The sequence below is a fragment of the Nonomuraea rhizosphaerae genome (assembly GCF_019396405.1).
In the GTDB taxonomy this organism is placed as follows: domain Bacteria; phylum Actinomycetota; class Actinomycetes; order Streptosporangiales; family Streptosporangiaceae; genus Nonomuraea; species Nonomuraea rhizosphaerae.
This window is the reverse complement of record NZ_JAHKRL010000083.1, coordinates 1-23,664: the sequence shown is the minus strand read 5'-3', so window position 1 is coordinate 23,664 and position 23,664 is coordinate 1. Positions and strand designations below refer to the sequence as shown.

Sequence of the window (23,664 nt, the reverse complement as noted above, 5' to 3'; positions counted from 1 at the left end):
CATCATCGTAGTGAGGTCCGCCACCCGATGTAGCCGTCTCGGACCCGCCGGGACCTGCTCGCGCGAGGGCCGCCGGGGGACATTCCCCCGGCGGCCCTTGTGCGGTGTTTCTTCGGATCTACTTCTTTAGATCTACTTCTTCGGGGCGACGACCTGGACGATGGCGCCCAGGTTGCCCGGCAGCGGAGAGATCAGCTTGAACTGGACGCCCAGCGCCTTGCCCTCGTCACCCGGGTTGCCGGTGCCGGCCACGTGGCCGCCGCCCAGGTCCGTGCCGTAGAGGTCGGCGGCGGGGGTGCCGTCGACGTTCACGACGCGGGTGCTGTACGGCTGGTCGCCCTTGGACGGGACGACGACCGAGGCGTCGAAGTCACGGTAGAAGAGCTGGCCGTTCTGCAGTTCCAGGCCCGGGTACCAGGTCTTGGCGTCGGTGAAGTGCGGAACGCCCTTCTGCGCCGGGATGTTCGTGCAGTACTCGCTGAACGGCTCGTCGGCCGCCTCCAGGCACTCCTTGAGCGGATATGTCTTGTTGAAGGAGAACGCCGCGTTGGAGGTCTGCGTACGGCCTTCCATGTTCTTGTGCCTCGACGGGTCCTTCGTCGCCGCCGTGCCGGTACGGCGCAGCGGGTCGAAGTGCGAGTCCACGATCAGCAGGCTGCCCTTGGACCCGATGCTCGGCGGCAGCTCCAGGTTGTTGGCGATCGAGTTGTTGGTGAACGTCGAGTCGCGGTACCAGACGAGCAGGCCGGGAGCGTTGTACTTGACCTTCTCCACCTTCCACGCCCCGTCGCGGGAGTAGTTGGTGTCGTAGGCGTACTGCAGGCCCTTGTCGAAGCCGTCGAAGTTACGCCATTCGGCCAGGTAGAAGCGGGAGATCTCGCGGGAGCCGTTGTTGATGGTCCAGCCCTGGCCGCTGGTGTTGGTGAACGTGCCGCCGATGCCCCTCCAGCCGTTGGCGCCGCCCTCGACGTCGTCGCTCCACACGGCGCTGCCGCCGTTGGTGAGCTGGAAGTCGTCGGCGTGCCAGCCGCGCGGGGTGAAGGCGGCGTCGGTGTTGTACGTCAGCCGCAGCTTGATCGTCTGACCGGCGAACGGGGTCAGGTTGACGTAGTCGTGCCGCCAGCCGTCGGTGTTGCCGGTGAGCCCGTACTTCTTGTTGCCGAACGTCTTGAGGTTCTTGTTCGGGTCCGGGTAGTTGTCGGGAGTGGTGACCTCGTTGCCGGCCTCGTCGTAGACCTTCTGCTGCGTCCAGGTCTGACCGCCGTCGGCCGAGACCTCGATGAAGCCGAAGTCCCAGTCCTCCTCGATCTCGTAGTTGTTCCACAGCCAGAACCGCAGGTCGGTCCCGGCCGGAACAGGCAGCTCACGCTCCAGGTGGACGTTGGCCCACTCCTGGTCCATCCCGCTCCACCAGGCGTTGGCGCCGCTGTGCGGGTCGATCATCTTCAGCGGCATGGAGGCCAGGTTCACCCGGACGCCGTCCTGGGTGAGCTTGGGCGTGCGCGATGACTGGCCGACGGTGACGAGCTTGGAGCCGTCGCCGGGGTTGACCACCTTCGGGTTCGCCCAGCCGAGCACCCACTTGTCCCACAGACCCATGTGGGTCGGCATGGACTGGAAGATCGGGCCGGAGTGCGAGCCGCTGGACATCAGGTCCCAGAAGTCGACCGCGGAGCTGGCCGCGCCGGAGGTGTCGTACAGGTCGGGCAGGCCGAGGTCGTGGCCGTACTCGTGGGCGAAGACGCCGACGCCGGAGTCCTCGGGCTGCACGATGTAGTTGGAGATCTTCTTGCTGGTGCCGGGGACCGTGTAGCCGCCCGCGACCGCGCTGGAGTGCGCCCAGATCGCGTACGTGCCCTCGGCGCCGCCGTCGGAGGACTTGTCCTTGCCGGCGTGCACCAGGACCAGGTGGTCGATGACGCCGTCGGGCTCGGCGAAGTTGCCGTCACCGTCGGCGTCGGAGACGTCCTCGACGTCGTAGTCGGCCCACGGGAAGTTCGGCTGGGCCTTGGCCAGAGCGTCCACCGCGTCGATCGCGAGCTGGCCGGCTCCGGTCGGGTTGTCGGGGTGGCCGGTCATGTCCTGGGGAGCGCCGCCGCAGGCCGCGGCGCCGTACCACGCCTCGGAGTGCGGGGCCTTGATCCAGCCGACCGCCGAGCCGGTGACGGAGTAGGCGCCCTTGGACATCTCCTCGTACATCTTCTTCATCGTGAAGCCGGAGATGTCGATGCCGGACCTGCCGTCGCGCGGGTCCTTGAGGTCGGGGCGCACGCGCTGGGTGATGCCCTTGTCGGTGTAGAGCATCGTGTTGAAGTGCGAGGTGCTGAAGTCCTTGACCCAGAAGCTGTTGTTGTCCTTGTGCGGCAACGTCGCGGGGTCGGGGATCTTGTTGTGCAGCGGGCCGTTCTTGAGCGTGCCGGCGGGCTCGACGACGCAGTCGTCGGGGGCGCTGTCGACGGTGCGCAGGCGGTTGTAGCCGGAGAAGTCGTCGTTGGCCTGGTCGTTGAACTCGACCAGGACCGTCAGGAGCTTGGCGACCTTGGCCTGCTTGGCCTTCTTGAAGATGAAGTCGGCGGGGTTGTGGCCGGTCCTGATGGCCTCGTTCTCACGGCCGGCCAGGATGCGGGCCGCGACCGGGTTTCCGCTGCTGAACTTCCTGTCGATCTTCTGGGCCGGGGAGAGCTTACGGGCCTTGCTCTTGGAGAAGCTCGGCTCGTCGGGCGTCTCCTCCACGCGCGGGGGCGCGTAGTTGATGTAGAAGTCGGAGGCTCCCGGCTCGTAGACGGCGGCCGAGGCGGAGGTGGGGGCTGTCAGGGCGGCGCCCAGGAGGGCGACGGCGGGGAGTGCTGCTAACAGGCGCTTTCTGCTGTGCACCGGTAACCCTCTCTGCCCGGGATCACCGGGCGTATGGCCTTAGGGCATGCAAAGCCGGAATTTAGAGGGTCGGTAAAGGTGGCGTAAAGAGGCGCGTCGAAATGTGATGATTTCAGAACAAAATCAACGAAACAGTCACTCCGCCCATGATCGCCCCGCCATAGCACAGAACCGCGATCAACCGATCGAACCTGGCGATGCCGAACAGTTCCTCGCTGGTGAACCGGATCCGGTGCGCCGCGTGGAAGAGGCAGAGCACGATGACCAGCAGCAGCGCGAGCCGTACCAGCACGTTGTCCACCAGCGCCCGCAGGTGCCCGACGGTCGGCCAGTCGACCACGCCGAGCGGCATGAGCACCCCGAACAGCAGGACCAGCACCGGCAGCAGCAGCGCCGCGGCCACTCCCCCGCCGCTGAACAGCAGCCACAGGTACGGTTCGAGCGTCCGCTTCGTGGTGGCCTCAGCCCGTTTCGTGGTGACCTTGGTCTGTTTCATGGCGACCTCAGGATGAAGTAGGCGATGAGCACGGACAGGGCGAACCACGCCGAATGGTTGCCTCCCTGGATCATCCAGGCGGGCACCCGCCAGCCGTCGAGCCGGACCACCGTGGCCTTCGGCGCGAGGTTGAGGAAGGTCACGGCGTGGTAGGCCGTCGCGACCAGCGCGACCACGTTGAGCGCGATCATCCAGGGTTGAGCGGCCATGACGGCGAAGTCCCGGAAGTCCCCGTCCAGCAGCGCGGCGAGCAGCATGATCAGGAACACGGCCGACCAGGCGACCAGCACGCTGGTCAGCTCACGCAGCACGAACAGCGTGTACGAGCGGGTGCGGGTGAACCAGAGCGAGTCCCGGGGCGGCCGGTACGTGCCGGTCATCGCCTGCCCCAGGGCAGCACCGAGCGCAGCGCCGCGGTCACCTTGTAACGCTGGATGGCCTCGGCCGGGTCCACGTGCTTGGGGCAGACCCGCGTGCAGTCCCCGGCGAACATGCACCCCCAGACCGCCTCGTCCAGGTTGAGCAGGTCGAAGCGGTCGCCCATGTCGCGCGAGTCCAGGTTGTAGCGCTGGGCCAGCGCGATCGCGGCCGGGCCGAGGAAGTCGGGGTCGAGCACGTACACGGGGCAGGCCGAGTAGCACAGCAGGCAGTTGATGCACATGCTGTACTGCTTGTACGCGTCGAGCTGCGCGGGCGTCTGCGCGTACTCGGTGCTCAGCGGCAGCTCCTCACCCTCCCTGATCAGCCACGGCCGCACCGACGACAGCTTGGCCAGGAAGTCGTCGATGTCCACGACGAGGTCCCTGATCACCGGGAAGCCCTTGAGCGGCTCGATCCTGATCGGCCCGTCGCCGTACTCGGTCAGGAAGGTGCCGCAGGTCAGCCGGGGCTCGCCGTTGACGTGCATGCCGCACGAGCCGCAGATGCCCATCCGGCACGACCAGCGGAACGACAGGCTGCCGTCGAGCTGGTCCTTGACGTAGTTGAGGCCGTCGAGGACCGCCCAGTCGGTCATCAGCGGCACGTCGTAGCCCTGCATCACCGGTTCGCTGTCCTGCCCCGGCCGGTAGCGGGCCACCTCCAGCCGGATCGTGCGCGTGCCCGCCTCCTGCCGTACCGCTTGCTCGGTGTCAGTCACGGCCGTAGACCCTTTCTCCCGGAGGCCAGCGGGTGATCGTCACGGGCAGCAGGCCGACCGACGGCGTGCCGTCGGGGGCGCGGTGCACCAGCGAGTGGGCGAGGTAGGTGGTGTCGTCCCGGGCGGAGAAGTCGGTGCGCTGGTGCGCGCCGCGCGACTCCTTCCGGTTCAGCGCGCAGGCCACGATGGTCTGCGCGACGTCGAGCATGGTGTGCAGCTCCTGCAGGTTGATCAGCTCGGTGTTGAACGCGGTGCTGTCGTCGTCCATGCGCGCGTCCTGGGCGCGTTCGCGCAGCTCGGCGAGGGTTTCGACGGCCTTGGCGAGGACGTCGCCGGTCCGGTAGATGCCGGCCGCGCCCTCCAGCGTGTGCTGCATCTCCTCGCGCAGGTCGGCGATCCGCTCGCCGCCGCCGTTGCCGCCGTCGCGCGCGCTCTCCAGCCGTCGCCGCCCGTCGCCGCCCTGGGCGCGTACGGACGAGTGCTCGCCCTCGGGGTGGGCGCGGGCGAAGTTCGCGGCGGCGATGCCGGCCCGCCGGCCGAAGACGAGGATCTCCGGCAGCGAGTTCGAGCCGAGCCGGTTGGCCCCGTTGATGCTCACGCAGGCGGTCTCGCCGGCCGCGTACAGCCCGGCGATCGGGGTGGCGCCGTCCATGTCGGTGTGGACGCCGCCCATCATGTAGTGCACGACGGGACGTACCGGGATGAGGTCGGTGGCCGGGTCGAGGTTCTGGTAGCTGCGGCACAGCTCGCGGACGAACGGGATGCGGGCGTCGATCTTCCCCTCCCCGAGATGGCGCAGGTCCAGGTAGACGACCGGCCCGTACGGCGTGTCGACGGTGCGGCCCTGGTGCTGCTCGTGCACGAACGCCTGCGACAGGCGGTCGCGCGGCCCGAGCTCCATGCTGCGCAGCTTGGGCGTCGGCGTGGGCTTGCCCAGGTCGTAGTCCTGGAGGTAGCGGTAGCCGTCCTTGTTGATCAGCCAGCCGCCCTCCGCCCTGGCCGCCTCGGTGATGAGGATGCCGGTGAACGGCAGGCCGGTCGGGTGGTACTGGACGAACTCCATGTCCTTCAGCGGCGCGCCGGCCCGGTAGGCCAGGGCCATGCCGTCGCCGGTCTTGATCGCGGCGTTGGTGGTGAAGGGGAAGACCCGGCCGCAGCCGCCGGTGGCCAGGATGACGGTCCTGGCGGCGATGGCCTCGATGCGGCCGGTCCGCAGCTCCACGGCCACGACGCCGTGGACGCGGCCGTCGTCGACGATGAGGTCGGTGACGTACCACTCGTCGTACCGCACGATGTCCTGATATTTCAGGGTTGTTTGGAACAAGGTGTGGAGAAGGTGGAAACCGGTCTTGTCGGCCGCGTACCAGGTCCGCATCCGCTTCATCCCGCCGAACGGGCGGACCGCGACGCGGCCGTCCGGCTCGCGGCTCCACGGGCAGCCCCAGTGTTCGAGCTGGATCAGCTCCCGCGGCGCCTCGGCCACGAACGCCTCGACCGCGTCCTGGTCGCAGAGCCAGTCGCCGCCGGAGATCGTGTCGTAGCAGTGCTCGTCGAGCGTGTCGCCGATGCCGATCACCGCGGCGGCACCGCCTTCGGCGGAGACCGTGTGGCTGCGCATCGGGTACACCTTCGACACGACCGCCACCGTGAGCCCGGGATCGGTCTCCGCGACCGCGATGGCCGCCCGGAGCCCGGCTCCGCCTCCTCCGACGATGAGCACGTCGATCATGTGTGATCAGCTCCCGTGGTCGGGTTGTATCGGGTCCTTCACCCGCTTGCCGTCATGGCGGATGGCGGACAGGTGGATGCTGCCGTCGTGGTACTCGTGGCGGATCCTGCGGCAGCCGCAGTCGAACAGCTGGTCGCGGATCACCAGGCCGTAGCCGTCGTCGTCGACGAGGCGCTCACCGCCGGACTTCTTCCCGCAGGGAGCGGTCTCTGGGGTGAAGGGGGTCTTCGTGCCTGTCATCGCCGATCTCCTTAGATGGGCGAAACGTCATCTCCACGAAAGCACCGCTACCTGCATCGGAGAAGGCCCGGCTTACTCAGTTTTCTCCGGTGTTTCCTTGTCGGGCAGGGCCTCGGCCTCGCCGCCTTCGATCGGCTCCTGCTGGACGCGGGGATAGTGCAGATCGAACGCCGGCCGCTCGGACCTGATCGGCGGGATGAACGTGAAGTTGTGCCGGGGCGGCGGGCAGGAGGTCGCCCATTCCAGCGAGTTGGCGTAGCCCCACGGGTCGTCGAGCGTGACCTTGGGCGCCCGCCTGGCGGTCTTCCAGACGTTGTAGAGGAACGGCAGCGTGGAGGCGCCCAGCAGGAACGCCCCGACCGAGGAGATCTCGTTCATCAGGGTGAACCCGTCGAACCCGCTGTAGTCGGCGTACCGTCTCGGCATCCCGGCCACGCCCAGCCAGTGCTGGATCAGGAACGTCGTGTGGAAGCCGGCGAACAGCGTCCAGAAGTGCACCTTGCCCAGGCGGTCGTCGAGCAGCCGGCCGGTCATCTTCGGCCACCAGAAGTAGAAGCCGGAGAACATGGCGAAGACGACGGTCCCGAACACCACGTAATGGAAGTGGGCGACGACGAAGTAGGTGTCGCTGATGTGGAAGTCGAGCGGCGGCGAGGCCAGGATGATGCCGGTGAGCCCGCCCAGCAGGAACGTGACGAGAAAGCCGATCGCGAACAGCATCGGCGTCTCGAAGCTGAGATGGCCCCGCCACATCGTGCCGATCCAGTTGAAGAACTTCACGCCCGTCGGCACGGCGATGAGGAACGTCATGAACGAGAAGAACGGCAGCAGCACCTGCCCGGTCGGGAACATGTGGTGCGCCCACACCGTCATCGACAGCCCGGCGATGGCGATGGTGGCTCCGACCAGCCCCATGTAGCCGAAGAGCGGTTTCCTGCTGAAGACCGGGATGACCTCGGTGATGATGCCGAAGAACGGCAGGGCGATGATGTAGACCTCGGGATGGCCGAAGAACCAGAACAGGTGCTGCCAGATCATCGGGCCGCCGCTGGAGGCGTCGAAGACGTGCGTGCCGAACTTGCGGTCCGATTCGAGCACGAGCAGCGCGGCGGCCAGCACCGGGAACGCCATGAGCACGAGCATGCTGGTCAGCAGCGTGTTCCAGGTGAACAGCGGCATGCGGAACATCGTCATGCCGGGCGCCCGCATCCCGATGATCGTGGTGATGAAGTTGACCGAGCCGAGAATCGTGCCGAGCCCGGACAGCGCCAATCCCATGATCCACAGGTCGCCGCCGATGTGCGGCGTGTACGTGGCCGTGGACAGCGGCGTGTAGGCGAACCATCCGAAGTCGGCGGCGCCCCCGGGAGAGATGAATCCCGCCATCACGATGATCCCGCCGAACAGGAACATCCAGTAGGCGACCGCGTTGAGCCGGGGGAAGGCGACGTCGGGCGCGCCGATCTGCAGCGGCATCACCACGTTCGCGAATCCGGCGAAGAGCGGGGTGGCGAAGAGCAGGAGCATGATCGTGCCGTGCATGGTGAACAACTGGTTGTACACCTGCTGGCTGACGATCTGCATTCCCGGCTGCGCGAGCTCGGCCCTGATGAACATGGCCATGATCCCCGCGATGAGGAAGAACACGAACGAGGTGATCAGGTAGAGGTAGCCGATCACCTTGTGATCGGTCGTCGACAGCCAGGACACGATCACCGTCCCGGTGCGGCGACGCCTGACCTGCTCGATCGAGGTCGCCCGAACAGTCGTCACGGCTGCTCCCTCCTGCGCGGAGTGCTACGCGGTGCCCTACCTGCTCCGATCCTCTAATTCCACGCCGAAGTTCGCCGCTCGTGAAGTCGTTCTTCAACATTCGCGGGACACGTCTTTGCCGGCATGCGCCCGGCGCATGGAATCCATTCCGGATCGTCGCTGGTAGATCGACGGTTGGGGCCATAACGTTTCCGGATATGTCAGTGTCCATTGGTCTGCACATGCCGAACGGGTTCGCCGGGGCGAACCGTCATGGCGCCGCACGTATCGCCCAGCTCGCCGAGTCCCTCGGCTACGAGTCCCTGTGGACCGCCGACCACGTCGTGCTGCCGAGCCCTCGCGTGGACCCCTCACCTCTGGAGCCGGAGGCGCCGCTGCTGGATGTCGTGGTGTCGCTGGCGTTCCTGGCCGCGCACACCGAGCGGATCCTGCTGGCGACCGGCTGCGTCGTGCTGCCGCAGCGCGATCCCCGGGTGCTGGCCAAGCAGCTGGCGAGCGTGGACGTGCTGAGCGGCGGCCGGCTGGTCTTCGGCGCGGCCGCGGGCTACCTGGAGCCCGAGCTGCGCGCCCTGGGGGTGCCCATGGCCGAGCGCGGCGCCCGTACCGACGAGTACCTGCGGGTCATCCGCACGCTCTGGGAGGACGAGCGCCCGGCCTTCCACGGGCGGTTCGCCGACTTCAAGGACGTGGACGCCCATCCGCGCCCGCTCCAGCCGCACGTCCCGGTGGTCGTGGGCGGCCACTCCCCGGCCGCGCACCGCCGCGCCGCCGCGCTGGCCGACGGCTGGTACGGCTGGATGCTGGGGCTGCGGGCCGCCGCCGCCCAGGTGGAGGCCGTACGCGCGGCGGGCCCTTCCCTGCACGTCACCGTCACGCCCGCCCGCCGCCTCGACGCCGCGACCATCAGGTCGTACGCGGACCTGGGCGTGGACCGGCTGGTCGTGGCGGTCCCGCCGGGGCTGCCCCTCGCGGACCTGGAGGCCTTCGTCGAGCGGAACGCGCCCGGCCGGCTGCTGGGCTGAGAGCCCGTGGCCCGGCGTGCCCGCCGCGTCTTCTACCCTGGGTAGCGACCCGATCGGAGGAGTACATCCAGTGAACGCTCAGCGTGACTACGCCGACCTCGTCCAGCGTGGCCTTTCGCTCGACCTGACCCGCGGCAAGCCGTCCCCGAGACAGCTGGATCTCTCCGACGACATGCTCAAACTGCCGACGTCGTACAAGGCCGCCGACGGGACGGACGGCCGCAACTACGGCAATCTGCAGGGGCTGGCCGAGCTGCGGGAGCTGTTCGGGCCGCTGCTCCAGGTGCCCGCCGAGCAGCTCGTCGTGGGCGGCAACGCCAGCCTCGCGATGATGCACGACACCGTCGTGCACGCGCTGCTGACCAAGGTGCCGGGGGCGGAGCGGCGGTGGGTGGAGGAGCCGGAGGTCACGTTCCTGTGCCCCGTGCCCGGCTATGACCGGCATTTCACGATCTGCGAGCGGTTCGGGATCAAGATGGTGCCCGTCCCGATGAACTCCGACGGCCCCGACATGGACGTCGTCGAGCGGCTCGTCGCCGGCGACGCGAGCGTCAAGGGCATCTGGTGCGTGCCCAAGTACAGCAACCCGTCCGGCCAGACCTACAGCGACGAGACCGCGCGCAGGCTGGCCGCGATGCCGGCGGCGGCGCCCGACTTCCGGATCTTCTGGGACAACGCGTACGCGGTCCACCACCTCACCGGCACCCCCGACGAGCTGGCCGACATCCTGGCGCTCTGCGAGGAGCACGGCAACCCGGACAGGGCCTTCGTGTACGGGTCCACGTCCAAGGTGACGCTGGCGGGCAGCGGCGTCGCGTTCTTCGGCTCCTCGCCGGCGAACGTGCGGTGGTTCCTGACCAACACCAACAAGCAGTCCATCGGCCCCGACAAGATCAACCAGCTCCGGCACGTGGAGTTCCTGCGCGACGCCGAGGGCGTGGCCGCGCACATGCGCAAGCACGCCGAGCTGGTGTGGCCGAAGTTCGAGCTGGTCGACCGGGTGCTGGCCAAGGAGCTGGGCGACCTGGGCACCTGGACGAGCCCGCGCGGCGGCTACTTCATCAGCCTGGAGGTGCCGCACGCCGGCGAGGTGGTGGCCAAGGCCAAGGCGGCCGGGATCGCGCTGACCCCGGCGGGCGCCACCCACCCGTACGGCGAGGACCCTGACGACCGCACGATCCGGATCGCGCCCACCTACCCCGGGCTGGAGGAGCTGGAGCAGGCCATCACCGGCCTGGCGGTGTGCGTCCGGGCGGTGGCGGAGGAGCACGCGTAGCTCCGGCCGCCTCTTCCGGCTACTTCTTCCGGCCGCCGTGCCGGAAGCCGAAGATGTACTCGCGGGTCTCGCTCGGGTGGAACGAGACCCCGATGCCCGGCTCGAAGGCGATGTTGTCCCGGCCGCAGTAGAACAGGTTCTCCCAGACGGCGAGGGCCTGCTCGCGGGCCGGGGCCTCGGCCCTGTCCCGCTTGCGCGCGCCGGCCGAGCCGACCACGAACAACAGCCCGAACCCCCAGAACAACCCGGTCAGGCAGAACGGCGCCAGCAGCACCTCGGGCCAGTTGGCGTCCTTGCCCATGGCGATGACCAGCGCGATCACCAGGTGCACCAGGGCCGCGATGCCGAGCAGGATGTAGCCCTGGTTGCGGGTCCAGGCCGTGTAGTGGCGGCTCGGGAACGACAGCCAGACCGCGAGCTGCGTACGACTCATGAGATGTTTCGAGGCGCCGAGCGACGGCGCGGTGGGCAGGTCGGCGATGTCACGCGTGGCCGCCATCCTGACGCGTCCGATCCGGTACGTGGTGCCGGCCGCCACGACTCCGGGAACCGCGGCTACCTGGTCTGATCGCTTGCACACCGGACACGTCACTTCCACCTGGGCAGTCTGGCCTTAAGGTGCGGTTGGCGCAAACCGTAAGGTTTCTCCTGTGAGACCGATTGATGCTTTGGCGCGCGCCCTGTCCGACGGCCGGGTCCTGACCGACCCGGACGTGATCGACTCCTATGCCCGCGATCGGACGTTCGTGAGCCCCGGCAAGCCGCTCGGCGTGGTGCTCGCGGCCTCACGCGACGACGTGGTGACCACGCTCAGGTGGGCGACCGAGCACCGGGTGCCCGTGGTGCCGCGCGGCGGCGGCACGGGGCTCGCGGGCGCGGCCACCGCCGGTGACGGCGCGCTGATCCTGTCGCTGGCCAGGATGAAGGCGATCAGGGAGCTGTCGCCCGCCGACGAGATCGCCGTGGTGGAGCCCGGCGTGATCACCGCCGACCTCGACCGGGCGGCCAGGGAGCACGGGCTGATGTACGCGCCGGACCCGTCCTCGTACGAGATCTCCACGATCGGCGGCAACCTGGCGACCAACGCGGGCGGGCTGCGGTGCGTGAAGTACGGCGTGACGCGCGACTCCGCGCTCGGCCTGGAGGTGGTGCTGGCCGACGGGCGGATCCTCAACACCGGGCGGCGCACCATGAAAGGGGTGACCGGGTACGACCTGACCGGGCTGTTCGTCGGCTCCGAGGGGACGCTCGGCGTCATCACGGCGGCCACGGTGCGGCTGCGCAGGGTGCCGGAGCGGCCGCCGGCGACGTTCGCGGCGGAGTTCGGCTCGCTGCGGGACGCGGGCGCGGCCGTGGCGGCGATCATGGCGGCCGGGTGCCAGCCGTCGCTGATGGAGCTGATCGACCGGGCGACCCTGGAGGCGATCAACGACCTGCGTAACTTCGGGCTGGAGGCAGGCACGATCGCCATGCTGATCGGCCAGTCCGACGCCTCCGACAACGAGGCCGTCGTCGCGCGGATGGAGCGGCTGTGCCTCGACAACGGCGCCTCCTTCGTCGCGGTCTCGTCCAGTCCGCAGGAGAGCGAGGAGCTGATCGGGCTGCGCAGGCTGGCCTACGACGCCAAGGAACGGCTCGGCGCGTGCCTGGTGGAGGACGTGTGCGTGCCGCGTTCCGTACTGCCCGACATGATCGAGGCGATCGAGGCGGCGGCCGTGCGGCACGGCGTGAAGATCTGCACCGTCGCGCACGCCGGTGACGGCAACCTTCACCCGGTGTTCATCTTCGACCGCGGCATGATCGAGCCGCCCGCCGAGGTGTGGGCGGCGGCGGACGACGTCTTCACCCACGCGCTGGAGCTCGGCGGCACGCTGACCGGCGAGCACGGGGTCGGCGTGCTGAAGAAGCGCTGGCTCGCGCTGGAGGCGGGGCCGGTGGCGCAGGAGCTGCAGCAGGGGATCAAGGCGGTGTTCGATCCGCTGGGGCTGCTCAACCCCGGCAAGGCCATCTGAGTCCGCTCGACCCTGGCGTGGCACCCTGAGTCCGCTCAACCCTGGCGTGGCACCCTGAGTCCGCTCGACCCTGGCTTGGCGCTCTGGGTTCACCAAGCCGTGACCTTGGTCACCGCACGTCGCGCCACCTGCCAGGTAACACTGACATTCCTCGTCAGAAGATGAAACGTCTGACAAGTCCAGGCGACGCATCTGGGGTCACGCTGGTAGCGTTTTGCCCCATCCATAGAGTTTGTTATGCGTGGTCTTGGGGGTCAGGCGTGAATCAGCACCAGCCGCTGGCGGCGGACGATCCGCGGCGGCTGGGGGCCTACGACCTCGTCGCCCGCCTCGGAGAGGGCGGCCAGGGAATCGTGTACCTCGGCCGGAGCGACACCGGCGAGCAGGTGGCGGTGAAGCTGCTGCACAACGCGCTGGCCGCCGACGCCGAGGCCCGCAGCCGGTTCCTGCGCGAGGTCGCCGTCGCGCAGCGCGTGGCCCGCTTCTGCACCGCTCCCGTGCTGCACGCCGACCTCGACGGCAGCAGGCCGTACATCGTCAGCGAGTACGTGCCGGGGCCGTCGCTGCGCGAGCTGGTGCTCAACGAGGGCCCGCGCCGGGGGGCGGCGCTGGAGCGGCTCGCGATCAGCACGGCGACCGCGCTCGCGGCCATCCACCGGGCCGGGATCCTGCACCGCGACCTGAAGCCCGCCAACGTCCTCATGGGGCCCGAGGGCCCCGTCGTGATCGACTTCGGCATCGCGCGGGCGCTCGACTCGCCCGGGGCGACCGCCACCGGCATGGCCATGGGGACGCCGTCGTACCTGGCGCCCGAGCAGCTCACCGGGGCTCCCGTGTCCGGGGCGGCGGACGTGTTCGCGTGGGGCGTCACGATGGTGTTCGCGGCCACGGGCAAGCCCGCGTTCGGGGCCGACTCGATTCCCGTGGTGATGCACCGGATCCTGAACGAGGAGCCGGAGCTGGGCGGGATGGAGGGGGCGCTGGGCGAGCTGGTGGCCGCCTGCTTGTCGAAGGACCCTTCGCTGCGGCCTGCGGCGGATCAGCTGATCGTACGGTTGACGGGGCAGCCTGCGCCGCCGGCGGCGGTGGATCCGGTGTCGCTGCACTCCTCGGGACCGCAGCGGCTTCCTCAGCCTCCGTCGAGGCCGCAGCCGCCGTCCGGCCCTCAAGCGGGGTCTGGTCCGCATACCGGGACGAATCTCAAGGACGCCTACCCCGGGCCGTGGATGTCTTCGAGCCCCGCGGCGCCTCAAGCTGGGCATTTCGGCCATCAGAGCGCCACGAAGAGCGGCGCGCCGACTCCGATGGCCGCTGCCGGCCCTGGAGGGGTCAGCGGGCCGGTACCGCAGCACTCCGGGCCGCAGAGCACACCGCCCGGACAGGGCGCTTTCCGGCACGGCGCTCCGGGACAGAGCGGTCCGGGGCAGGGCGTTTCCCGGCAAGGCACGCCGGGCCAGGGCGCTCCTGGTCAAGGCGCACCAGGGCAGGGCGTTTCCGGTCAGCACATGCCTGGACAGAACGCTCCCGCCTACATGGCCGGTACGGCCGGCCTCGGCGCCCCTCACGGTGCCCCGGGCGGCATGCACAACGCGGGCGGCCCCTCGTACGGCCCAGGCGGTCCTAGCACCCCAGGCGGTCCGGGCAGCCATGGTGGCTTGAGTGGTCGGGGCGGCCCGAACGGTCCGGGCGGTCCGGGCGGTCCAGGGGGTCCGGGCGGCCCAGGGCGTCCCCCGGTCCCCGGTCAGCCGCAGGCGGGCGGGCAGCCCGCTGACGCGGGGGCGGCCAAGCAGCGCCGTACCCTCACCTTCGCCCTGACCGGCGCCGCCGCCGCGGCGCTGCTGGTGATCGGCGGCGCGGTGGTGGTCCAGGCGAACAGCGACACCAAGGTGGTCAGGGTGGACAACGCCACCCAAGCCACCCCCACCGACGGCTCCGGCGCGGGCCAGCCCATCAACCCGCCGCTCACCGAGGACACCCCGGTGGCCAACCAGCCGATCCCCACGCTGAGCGTCGAGCAGCCCAAGCCGACCAAGACGAAGAAGCCGGTGATCCGCTACCCGGCCACCCAGGCCCCGGTGGTCCCGAGGACGTCGCGCCCCGCGCCCACGACCCACAAGCCGAAGGCCACCAAGAAGAAGCGCAACGACAGCGTGGACCCGGCCGTGGAGCCCACGACCCAGCCCACGACCGGCATGACCTCGACCGTCACGGTCCCCGCCAAGCCGAAGCCGAGCGTGAAGGCGAGCACGAAGAAGCCGACGACGAAGACCACGACGAAGCCGGTCGTGAAGCTCAAGCCGAACACCTACAAGGTGACCTCGATCTGCGGCTCCGGCTACAAGGTGATCGACAGCCACGCCCTGGGCAAGTCGGCGACGATCTACCTCCTGTACGGCGGCGGCAAGAACTGCGTGGTGACCATGTCGAAGCTGGTGTATCCCGGCAAGGTCTCCATGAACGCCACCTTGCAGGTCAAGAAGGGCGGGAGTGGCAAGAACCCGGGCAAGTTCACGGCGTACGCGGGCCCGGTCCGGGTGGCGGCCGTCAAGAAGTGCGTGATCTGGGGCGGCGCCTGGGGCTCGGTGAGCTGGAAGTCCGGCTGGAGCCACTGCAAGTGACCTGGAGCCACTGCAAGTAGGAACGTCCGCACAAGGGCCCCTTCGTCGGTACGAGGGGCCCTTTCGCATGCCCGGCGTCCGGGACTACGCTAGTTGACGTGATCGTCAAGTCGGAGCTGACCGCCAGAGGGCGGCGCACGAGGGACACGCTGGTACGGGCCGGCCGGGAGGCGTTCGACGAGCACGGGTACGAGGCGGTGCGCGTCGACGACGTGTGCACGCGCGCCGGGGTCAGCCACGGGACGTTCTACACCTACTTCGAGTCCAAGGAAGCGCTGTTCGGCGAGGTGGCGGCGGCCGTGGTGGGCGAGATGTTCACGGCCAGCCTCGTGGGGCCCGGCGTGCCCGCCGACCCGTACGCCAGGATCGAGGCCGCCAACCGCCTCTACCTGCGCGCATGGGCGGCGAACTCGCGGCTGGTCAGGATGCTCGAACAGGCCGCGACCGCCGAGGAGGGCCTGCGCGGGCTGCTGCTGGAGCTGCGCGAGGTGTTCGTCCGGCGCGGCGCCGAGGGCCTGCGGAGGCTGCAGGAGCAGGGGCTGGCGGACCCGGAACTCGACCCCCGCCTGACGGCCGTCATGCTGGGCGGCATGGTGGAACACTTCGCCCACGTCTGGCTCGACCTGGGCGAACGCGCCGACGAACGTACCGCCGTGGACCTGCTCACCAAGCTGTGGGCCCGCGCGATCGGATTGACACTCACGTCAACTCCTCCTGCGGAGGACACCTGATGAGCCCCAGGCCGGACGCCGCCACCACCACGACATTCCAGGCAGCCCTCCCGGGAGAGCACACGATGAGGACCAGCGGACCGGACGTCGCCGCCACCCAGGTCGCCGCCACCGCACCCGAGCCCACCACCACGATGAATTCCGGGGAGGCGCGATGAGGAGCAGGCTGGACGTCACCGCCGCCGACTACCAGGAGCGGCGCGCGGCGATGCTCGCCAAGCTGGCCGAGCTCGACGCAGAGCAGGCCAAGGCAGTCGCAGGCGGCGGCGACAAGTACGTCGAACGTCACCGCAAACGCGGCAAACTGCTCGCTCGCGAGCGGATCGAGCTGCTGATCGATCCGGATTCGCCCTTTCTGGAGCTGTCGCCACTGGCCGCGTGGGGCAGCGACTTCCCCGTGGGCGCCAGCATGGTCACCGGCATCGGCGTGGTCGAGGGCGTCGAGTGCGTGATCACCGCGAGCGACCCCACGGTCAGGGGCGGCGCGTCGAACCCGTGGACGCTCAAGAAGTCGCTCAGAGCCGCCGATATCGCTCTCCAGAACCGCCTGCCGTACATCAACCTGGTGGAGAGCGGCGGCGCGGACCTGCCGACGCAGAAGGAGATCTTCATCCCCGGCGGCCGGATATTTCGTGACCTGACCCGGCTGTCGGCCGCCGGAATCCCCACGATCGCGCTCGTCTTCGGCAATTCCACCGCCGGCGGCGCGTACGTGCCCGGGATGAGCGACTACGTGGTGATGGTCAAGGAACGTGCGAAGGTGTTCCTCGGCGGCCCGCCGCTGGTGAAGATGGCGACCGGCGAGGAGTCCGACGACGAGTCGCTCGGCGGCGCCGACATGCACGCCCGCACCAGCGGCCTGGCCGACTACCTGGCCCTCGACGAGCACGACGCGCTCCGGATCGGGCGGCGCATCGTCCGCTCGCTCGACTGGCGCAAGCTCGGCACCACGCCCCAGACCGTGCGGGAGCCGCTTCTTCCGGCCGAAGAGCTGCTCGGGATCGTGCCGCAGGACCTCAAGGTGCCGTTCGACCCGCGCGAGGTGATCGCCCGGATCGTCGACGGCAGCGAGTTCGAGGAGTTCAAGCCGCTGTACGGGGCCTCGCTGGTGACCGGGTGGGCGCGGCTGCACGGCTATCCGGTGGGCATCCTGGCCAACGCGCGCGGCGTCCTGTTCAGCGAGGAATCGCAGAAGGCGACCCAGTTCATCCAGCTCGCGAACCAGTCACGTACCCCGTTGCTGTTCCTCCAGAATACGACCGGTTACATGGTCGGCAAGGAGTACGAGCAGGGCGGCATCATCAAGCACGGCGCGATGATGATCAACGCGGTGTCGAACTCGACCGTCCCCCACCTGACCGTGGTCATGGGCGCCTCGTACGGCGCCGGAAACTACGGGATGTGCGGACGAGCGTACGATCCCCGGTTCTTGTTCACCTGGCCGAGCGCGAAGTCAGCGGTGATGGGCCCCACGCAGCTGGCCGGCGTCCTGTCGATCATCGGACGAGCGTCCGCCCAGGCCCGCGGCCAGGCGTACGACGAGGAGGCCGACGCCGCCATGCGCGCCATGGTCGAGGCGCAGATCGAGTCGGAGTCGCTGCCGTTCTTCCTGTCCGGACGGCTGTACGACGACGGCGTGATCGACCCGCGCGACACCCGCACCGTCCTGGGCCTGTGCCTGTCGGCGATCAACAGCGCCGCGGTGCCGGAGACGGCGGGGTTCGGGGTGTTCCGCCCATGAACGAGGACTTCCGTCCCGCGACAAGCGGAAACGCCAAAACCATGAAACGCGAGAACGCCCTTACCGTGATGCACGGAAACGCCCCGGTAGCGAGGCGCGGTGTCCCACTTTCCCTGACAAGCGGAGATGTCCGGACCATGACCAGCAGAGGCGCCCCGAGGGCGACAAGCAGGGGTGTCCTCGGCACGGCAGACGGCAGCACCCCCCGCACGGCAGGTGACAGCACCCTCCGCACAGGAGGCGACAACATCTCCTTCACAGCAGGTGGCAGCACTCCCGTCACCCCGATCGGCGGCATCCTCGCCCCACCAACCAGCGACATCCCCGCCCCACCAATCGGCGACATCCCCATCACGGCAGATGGTGGCACCCGCATCACCACCACTGGCGGCACCCGCATCATCACAACCGACGGCACTCGCATCACCTCCACCGACGGCGTCCTGACCACCCCAACCGGCGACATTCCAACCTCCACAACACCAGTGCCGCAGTTGCGTCGGGCGGGGGTGGCGCAGCCGTGATCACACGTCTGCTCGTCGCGAACCGGGGCGAGATCGCCCGGCGCGTCTTCCGTACCTGCCGCTCACTCGGCATCGAGACCGTGGCCGTCTTCTCGGACGCCGACGCCGAGGGCGGGGCGCCGCACGTGACCGAGGCGGACTACGCGGTCCGGCTGCCGGGCGCGAAGCCCACGGAGACGTACCTGGACATAGAGCGCATCCTGGCGGCCTGCAGGGCGTCAGGTGCCGATGCGGTGCACCCGGGATACGGCTTCCTGTCCGAGAACGCGGACTTCGCCCGCGCCGTCCTCGATGCCGGACTCGTATGGGTGGGGCCGTCGCCGGGGTCCATCGCGGCCATGGGGTCGAAGATCGAGGCCAAGCGGCTGATGGGCGAGGCCGGGGTGCCGTTGCTGCCGTCGCTCGACCCGTCCGGCCCGCTGGAGTTCCCCGTACTGGTGAAGGCGTCGGCCGGCGGGGGCGGGCGGGGCATGCGGGTGGCCCGCTCGGCCGCCTCGCTGGAGCGGGAGATCGAGTCGGCGCGGCGAGAGTCGCAGGCGGCCTTCGGCGACGGGACCGTGTTCGTCGAGCCACTGCTGGAGGGGGCCAGGCACGTCGAGGTGCAGATCCTGGCCGACAGCCACGGCACGGTGTGGGCGCTGGGCGAGCGCGAGTGCAGCATCCAGCGGCGTCACCAGAAGGTCGTCGAGGAGTGCCCATCTCCCGGCATAACCCAGGCGATCAGGGACACTTTGCACGACGCCGCGATCCGGGCGGCTCGGAAGATCGGTTACGTCGGCGCCGGCACCGTGGAATTCCTCGTCAAAGGGGAGCGGATCGCCTTCCTGGAGATGAACACCCGGCTCCAGGTCGAGCACCCGGTCACCGAGCTGGTGTACGGCGTCGACCTGGTACGCCTGCAGATCGCCGTGGCGGAGGGCGCCGCTCTGCCTGAGTCCGTTCCCGCACCTCGGGGACATGCGGTCGAGGTGCGCTTGTACGCGGAGGACCGCGACTACCTTCCCCAGACGGGAGTGGTGCGGAGGTTCGACGTGCCCGGGGACGTTCGGGTGGACTCGGGTGTGGAGACCGGTTCGGTCGTCTCCCCCCATTACGATGCGATGCTCGCCAAGGTGATCGCTCACGGCTCGTCCCGGGAGGAAGCGGTACGGAAGCTGACGGGCGCGCTGCGGCGGGCCCGTATCCACGGCCTCACCACGAATCGCGACCTGCTCGTTGCCATCCTGACAAATCCCGACTTCGCGGCCGGCGAGACCTCCACCGACTTCCTGGACCGCCACGACCTCCGCCACTCCGGACCACTGTCCGCCCTACGACCCACCACGCCGCCACACCTTGGCGAAACGTCCGCCCACCGGCCACTCCCGTCGTCCCCGGGCAACAAGACCGCCTCTGTGCCCCCCAGCGAATCGCCCAGACACCAGAGCTCTTCCGCGCAGCGGTCGGATGAGGCGCCGCTGTCCAGCGGAATGGCCGGGCACAACGACTCTCCCGCACAGCGGTCGGACGAGCGGTCACAGCACAGCGGGACCTCCGGGCAAGACAGCTCGCCCGCACAGCGGCCGGACAAGGGGTCGCGGCACGGTGAGGCGTCCGGAGAGCGGGCGGAGGTGACCGCTGTGGGGTTGATGGTGCTCGCCGCCGCGCTGGCTCAAGCCGCCGTCCATCGGGCCGCAGCACCAGTGCTGCGGAGTCTGCCGTCCGGGTGGCGGAACGTTCGGTCGCAACCGCAGCGGGCCGTGTTCGACGAGGCCGAGGTCGTCTACCAGCCGCTTCCCGAGGGGATCGAGCTGATCGCGGCGGACCCGTACAAGATCGTCCTGGAAAGCGGCGGTGTGCGGCACACGTTCGAGATCGCCCACTACGACGGGAAGGTCTGCGTCGACTCCCCCAGCGGGTCCGTCGAGCTGACACCCACCCCGCGCCTGCCCGAGCCCGTCGAACAGGTGGCGCCCGGCTCCCTGCTCGCCCCCATGCCCGGTAGCGTGCTGCGCGTCGAGGTCGAGGCGGGTGACCGGGTGACCAAGGGGCAGGCGGTGCTGGTGCTGGAGGCGATGAAGATGGAGCATCAGATCGCCGCGCCCGCCGACGGCGTCGTCTCCGGCGTACATGTCGAAAAGGGACAGCAGGTCGAGGCGGGAGCCGTACTTGCCGTGATTCAAGAGGGGGACTCGTGACGAGCCTGGTCCACAAGGAAATGGCCGGAGGCATCGCGACGATCACACTGGACTCGCCGCCGAACAGGAACGCCCTGTCCGTCCGCCTGCTCGGCGACCTGGAGCAGCGGCTGAACTGGGCGCTGGCCGAGCCGGACGTCCGGGTGATCGTGCTGACCGGGGCGGGGCCGGTGTTCTGCTCGGGGGCCGACCTGAAGGAGCAGCGGGTCGAGCCCGCCGCCGGGGTGGCGGACGCGCCGGTGACGGCGTCGTTCCCGGGCATCATGTCGCTGATCTGGGAGAGCCCGAAACCGGTCATCTGCCGACTCAACGGGACGGCGCGCGCAGGTGGGCTCGGCCTGGTCGCCGCGTGCGACTTCGCGATCGCGCCGCTGACGGCGTCGTTCGCGTTCACGGAGGTACGGCTCGGCGTCGTGCCCGCCATGATCTCGGTGCCGGTCCTGCGCAGGCTCGATCCCCGGGCGGCGGCCGAGTACTTCCTGACCGGGGAGGTGTTCGACGCGGCCAGGGCCGTGGAGATCGGGCTGCTGACGCGCGCCGTGCCAGCCGAGTCGCTGGACGAGGCGGTGCGGCACTACACCGACATGCTGATCAGGGGCGGCCCCGAGTCGCTGGCGATCACGAAGCGGCTGGTCAGGGATCTGCCTGGGGTGTCGTTCGAGGAGGGGCTGCGGCAGATGGCGGAGCTGTCGGCCCAGCGGTTCACCTCGGAGGAGGGGCAGGAGGGGATCGCGGCTTTCATGGGCAAGCGTCCGGCCAAGTGGGTTCCCCGGGGGATGTGACGCCGCTGTGGACGTTCCTGCGGGCCGCTCGGCGCGACACGCAGCTCTGGGACGGCGCACACCCCTGGGGCGGACACCCCTGAGACGATGCGCATCCCCAGGGCGACGCGTCCCCTGGAACGATGCGCCCCCCTCGGGCGGCACATACGTCCGGAAGGAGCGGACATCTCCCGGATGGTGCACACCACCGGGACTGTGGACACCTCCCGGTCGGCGCACACCGCCGGGACCGTGCCTGTCGTGGGCACCGCTTACCTACCCGGGACGGGTCATTTCTGGACGGCGCACACCGTTGACACCATTCCTCCCCTCAAGGCCGTTTCCCGCTCCGGGACGGCATACAGCTTCAAGGCGGCTCATATGACGGTGTTGCGGATCGCGAACTGCAGCGGCTTCTACGGCGACCGCCTGTCCGCCGCGCGGGAGATGGTCGAGGGCGGCCCGATCGACGTGCTCACCGGTGACTGGCTCGCCGAGCTGACCATGCTCATCCTGGCCGGGAACCGGCTCAAGGGCCGCCCCGGATACGCGCCGACGTTCCTGACGCAGTTGGCGGACGTTCTCGGCCTCTGCCTGGACAGGGGCATAAAGATCGTGACGAACGCGGGCGGGCTGGACCCGGAAGGGTGTGCCGCCGCCGTGCACGAGCTGGCCGCCCGCCTGGGTTTGTCCCCCAAGGTCGCGCACGTCACCGGCGACGACCTCACCGGATATGACCTGATCGATCCCGCCACCGGTGAGAAGCCGCTCGTTCCGCCCCTGACCGCGAACGCGTACCTGGGCGGGCGCCCGATCGCGGCGGCGCTGTCGGCGGGTGCCGACGTCGTGGTGACCGGCCGCGTCACGGACGCCGCCCTGGTGACCGGGCCGGGCATCTGGCGGTACGGCTGGCGGCCGGACGATCTCGATCCCCTGGCCGGCTCGGTGGTCGCGGGCCACATCATCGAGTGCGGCTGCCAGGCGACAGGCGGCAACTACGCGTTCTTCCAGGACGTACCGGACCTCGCGCACTGCGGCTTTCCCATCGCCGAGCTGCACGCCGACGGCTCGTCCGTGATCACCAAGCATCCCGGCACGGGCGGGCTGGTCTCGGTGGGGACGGTGACGGCGCAGCTCGTGTACGAGATCGCCGGACCGCGCTACCTCGGGCCTGACGTGGTGGCCCGCTTCGACACCATCCGCCTGTCGGACGACGGTCCGGATCGTGTACGGGTGTCGGGCGTACGTGGTGAGGCTCCGCCCGACACGCTCAAGGTCGCGGTGAACCACCTGGCCGGGTACCGCAACACGATGACGCTCGTGCTGACCGGCCTGGACATCGAGGCGAAGGCCCGGCTTGCCGAGGAGACGATCTGGGCCAGGGTGCCTCGGGAGTCGTTCGACGAGGTGGACGTCACGCTCACCGCCGGCGGGCTGCTGCGGATCACCGTCATGGACGCCGACCAGCGCAAGGTGGGGCGGGCGTTCTCCTCGGCCGTGGTGGAGACGGGGCTGGCCAGCTTCCCTGGCTTCTACGGGCTGACCCCGCCGGGGAACGGCTCACCGTACGGGGTCTATTGGGCGGCGTACGTGCCGGTGGCGGACGTGTGTCCGCGCGTCTTCCTGGACGGCGAGGAGGTGCCCATGCCGTCGACAGGGGAGGACGCGGGCTCGACGGCGGAAGCTGATTCGCGGGCCGACGCTTCAGGCGGCGATGGCCCAGTATCTGATGATGTGAGTGATCGTGCTCAGGCTGCTCCCGTCTCGGGCGATTTTGTGTCGCATGCATCCGTGTCGAGGGCGTCCGCGTCGGATGTGTCCGCGTCGCGCGAAGGACGCGGACAATCGGCCGCGCATCTCGACGATCAGGTCGTGACCCGCATGCCGCTGGGCCGGATCGTGGGCGCGCGTTCAGGGGACAAGGGGGGCGACGCCAACCTGGGTGTCTGGGTCGGCACTCCGGAGCAGTACGGCTGGCTGGAGGCGTTCCTGACCACGGACCGCCTTGGCGAGCTGCTTCCCGAGCTGGCCGCGCATCGAATCACCCGGTACGAGCTGCCGAACCTCCACGCGCTCAACTTCGTCGTCCACGGCCTGCTGGGCAGGGGCGTGGCGGCCAGCACGCGCATGGACGCGCAGGCGAAAGCCCTTGGTGAGGAGCTTCGCGCTCAGGTCGTCGAGGTGCCGGCGGCGCTGCTTCCCTGACGGTCTGGCCGCAGCTACGGCCGGTCGAATGCTCGCCATCCCAGGAGACCCGCCCCCAAGAGCCCCGCATGCACCCCCAGGCGGGAGACGCGGAGCGCGGGTGGATGACGGAAGGCGAGGCGGGCGGACAGGCGTCCGCGTAGCGGATCGAGCAGAGCGTCGCCCGCCAGCGCCAGCCCGCCGCCGATGACCACGAGGGCGGGGTCGAGGAGGAGGGTGTACGTGGCCAGGGCGAGGGACAGGGCCTCCACGGCCTCGTCCCACACCCGCACCGCCTGGGCGTCGCCTGCCGCGACCCGGCGGACCACGTCGGCGGCGGACACCTCGCCGCAGCGGGCGGCGATGGC

20 protein-coding genes are annotated in these 23,664 nt (G+C 69.5%); 11 read left to right on the top strand and 9 right to left on the bottom strand.

Annotated elements, in window-relative coordinates; all coding sequences use genetic code 11:
- Positions 1 to 132 precede the first annotated feature (132 nt).
- The 7 genes from KME77_RS03965 to ctaD form a co-directional block, all read right to left on the bottom strand.
- The gene (locus tag KME77_RS03965; RefSeq protein WP_219462019.1) at positions 133 to 2,874 is read right to left on the bottom strand and encodes an immune inhibitor A domain-containing protein; all 2,742 of its coding nucleotides are present in this window, start codon (positions 2,872 to 2,874) and stop codon (positions 133 to 135) included.
- 112 nt (positions 2,875 to 2,986) lie between these two features.
- Positions 2,987 to 3,370 carry a fumarate reductase subunit FrdD gene (gene frdD / locus KME77_RS03960; RefSeq protein ID WP_219462017.1) on the bottom strand — a complete coding sequence of 128 codons (384 nt, stop codon included), beginning with the start codon at positions 3,368 to 3,370 and terminating at the stop codon, positions 2,987 to 2,989.
- Complete coding sequence (locus KME77_RS03955; RefSeq protein WP_219462015.1) at positions 3,367 to 3,750, bottom strand: succinate dehydrogenase/fumarate reductase transmembrane subunit; 384 nt, start codon at positions 3,748 to 3,750, stop codon at positions 3,367 to 3,369. The genes frdD and KME77_RS03955 overlap by 4 nt, the downstream gene beginning before the upstream one ends.
- A complete protein-coding gene (sdhB, locus tag KME77_RS03950) occupies positions 3,747 to 4,508 on the bottom strand; it encodes a succinate dehydrogenase iron-sulfur subunit (protein ID WP_219462013.1) in 762 nt (253 codons plus the stop codon). The genes KME77_RS03955 and sdhB overlap by 4 nt, the downstream gene beginning before the upstream one ends.
- Positions 4,501 to 6,237 carry a fumarate reductase (quinol) flavoprotein subunit gene (gene frdA, locus KME77_RS03945; protein WP_219462011.1) on the bottom strand — a complete coding sequence of 579 codons (1,737 nt, stop codon included), beginning with the start codon at positions 6,235 to 6,237 and terminating at the stop codon, positions 4,501 to 4,503. Before frdA ends, sdhB begins: the two co-directional genes overlap by 8 nt.
- A 6-nt stretch (positions 6,238 to 6,243) precedes the next feature.
- On the bottom strand, positions 6,244 to 6,477 hold the full coding sequence (locus tag KME77_RS03940) for a hypothetical protein (RefSeq protein ID WP_219462009.1): 234 nt from the start codon (positions 6,475 to 6,477) through the stop codon (positions 6,244 to 6,246).
- Positions 6,478 to 6,549: 72 nt separating this feature from the next.
- The gene (gene ctaD / locus KME77_RS03935) at positions 6,550 to 8,250 is read right to left on the bottom strand and encodes an aa3-type cytochrome oxidase subunit I (RefSeq protein WP_219462007.1); all 1,701 of its coding nucleotides are present in this window, start codon (positions 8,248 to 8,250) and stop codon (positions 6,550 to 6,552) included.
- Between the two features lie 197 nt (positions 8,251 to 8,447).
- Between ctaD and KME77_RS03930 the strand changes: the two genes are divergently transcribed.
- On the top strand, positions 8,448 to 9,272 hold the full coding sequence (locus KME77_RS03930; RefSeq protein WP_219462004.1) for a TIGR03619 family F420-dependent LLM class oxidoreductase: 825 nt from the start codon (positions 8,448 to 8,450) through the stop codon (positions 9,270 to 9,272).
- A gap of 70 nt (positions 9,273 to 9,342) precedes the next feature.
- Positions 9,343 to 10,548: an aspartate aminotransferase type Ic gene (locus tag KME77_RS03925; RefSeq protein ID WP_219462003.1), complete on the top strand. Its 1,206-nt coding sequence runs from the start codon at positions 9,343 to 9,345 to the stop codon at positions 10,546 to 10,548.
- 19 nt (positions 10,549 to 10,567) lie between these two features.
- On the opposite strand, the gene KME77_RS03920 is transcribed toward KME77_RS03925, so the two are convergent.
- Positions 10,568 to 11,128, bottom strand: coding sequence for a hypothetical protein (locus KME77_RS03920; protein ID WP_219462002.1), 561 nt, complete (start codon positions 11,126 to 11,128; stop codon positions 10,568 to 10,570).
- 70 nt (positions 11,129 to 11,198) lie between these two features.
- Between KME77_RS03920 and KME77_RS03915 the strand changes: the two genes are divergently transcribed.
- From KME77_RS03915 to KME77_RS03875, 9 genes are all read left to right on the top strand, one after another.
- Positions 11,199 to 12,560 carry an FAD-binding oxidoreductase gene (locus KME77_RS03915; protein ID WP_308250537.1) on the top strand — a complete coding sequence of 454 codons (1,362 nt, stop codon included), beginning with the start codon at positions 11,199 to 11,201 and terminating at the stop codon, positions 12,558 to 12,560.
- A gap of 260 nt (positions 12,561 to 12,820) precedes the next feature.
- The gene (locus KME77_RS03910; protein ID WP_219462000.1) at positions 12,821 to 15,178 is read left to right on the top strand and encodes a serine/threonine protein kinase; all 2,358 of its coding nucleotides are present in this window, start codon (positions 12,821 to 12,823) and stop codon (positions 15,176 to 15,178) included.
- A gap of 98 nt (positions 15,179 to 15,276) precedes the next feature.
- Positions 15,277 to 15,909: a TetR/AcrR family transcriptional regulator gene (locus KME77_RS03905; protein ID WP_219461998.1), complete on the top strand. Its 633-nt coding sequence runs from the start codon at positions 15,277 to 15,279 to the stop codon at positions 15,907 to 15,909.
- A complete protein-coding gene (locus tag KME77_RS03900; RefSeq protein WP_219461995.1) occupies positions 15,909 to 16,067 on the top strand; it encodes a hypothetical protein in 159 nt (52 codons plus the stop codon). The genes KME77_RS03905 and KME77_RS03900 overlap by 1 nt, the downstream gene beginning before the upstream one ends.
- Complete coding sequence (locus KME77_RS03895) at positions 16,064 to 17,650, top strand: acyl-CoA carboxylase subunit beta (RefSeq protein ID WP_219461993.1); 1,587 nt, start codon at positions 16,064 to 16,066, stop codon at positions 17,648 to 17,650. The genes KME77_RS03900 and KME77_RS03895 overlap by 4 nt, the downstream gene beginning before the upstream one ends.
- A complete protein-coding gene (locus KME77_RS03890; protein WP_219461991.1) occupies positions 17,647 to 18,174 on the top strand; it encodes a hypothetical protein in 528 nt (175 codons plus the stop codon). Before KME77_RS03895 ends, KME77_RS03890 begins: the two co-directional genes overlap by 4 nt.
- Positions 18,171 to 20,351, top strand: coding sequence for an ATP-binding protein (locus KME77_RS03885; RefSeq protein WP_219461989.1), 2,181 nt, complete (start codon positions 18,171 to 18,173; stop codon positions 20,349 to 20,351). The genes KME77_RS03890 and KME77_RS03885 overlap by 4 nt, the downstream gene beginning before the upstream one ends.
- The gene (locus tag KME77_RS03880) at positions 20,348 to 21,133 is read left to right on the top strand and encodes an enoyl-CoA hydratase-related protein (protein ID WP_308250536.1); all 786 of its coding nucleotides are present in this window, start codon (positions 20,348 to 20,350) and stop codon (positions 21,131 to 21,133) included. Before KME77_RS03885 ends, KME77_RS03880 begins: the two co-directional genes overlap by 4 nt.
- A gap of 360 nt (positions 21,134 to 21,493) precedes the next feature.
- Positions 21,494 to 23,317, top strand: coding sequence for an acyclic terpene utilization AtuA family protein (locus KME77_RS03875; RefSeq protein WP_219461987.1), 1,824 nt, complete (start codon positions 21,494 to 21,496; stop codon positions 23,315 to 23,317).
- Positions 23,318 to 23,331: 14 nt separating this feature from the next.
- Here KME77_RS03875 and KME77_RS03870 read toward each other — a convergent pair.
- The coding region (locus tag KME77_RS03870; RefSeq protein ID WP_219461985.1) for an ROK family protein at positions 23,332 to 23,664 on the bottom strand (333 nt) is incomplete at its 5' end.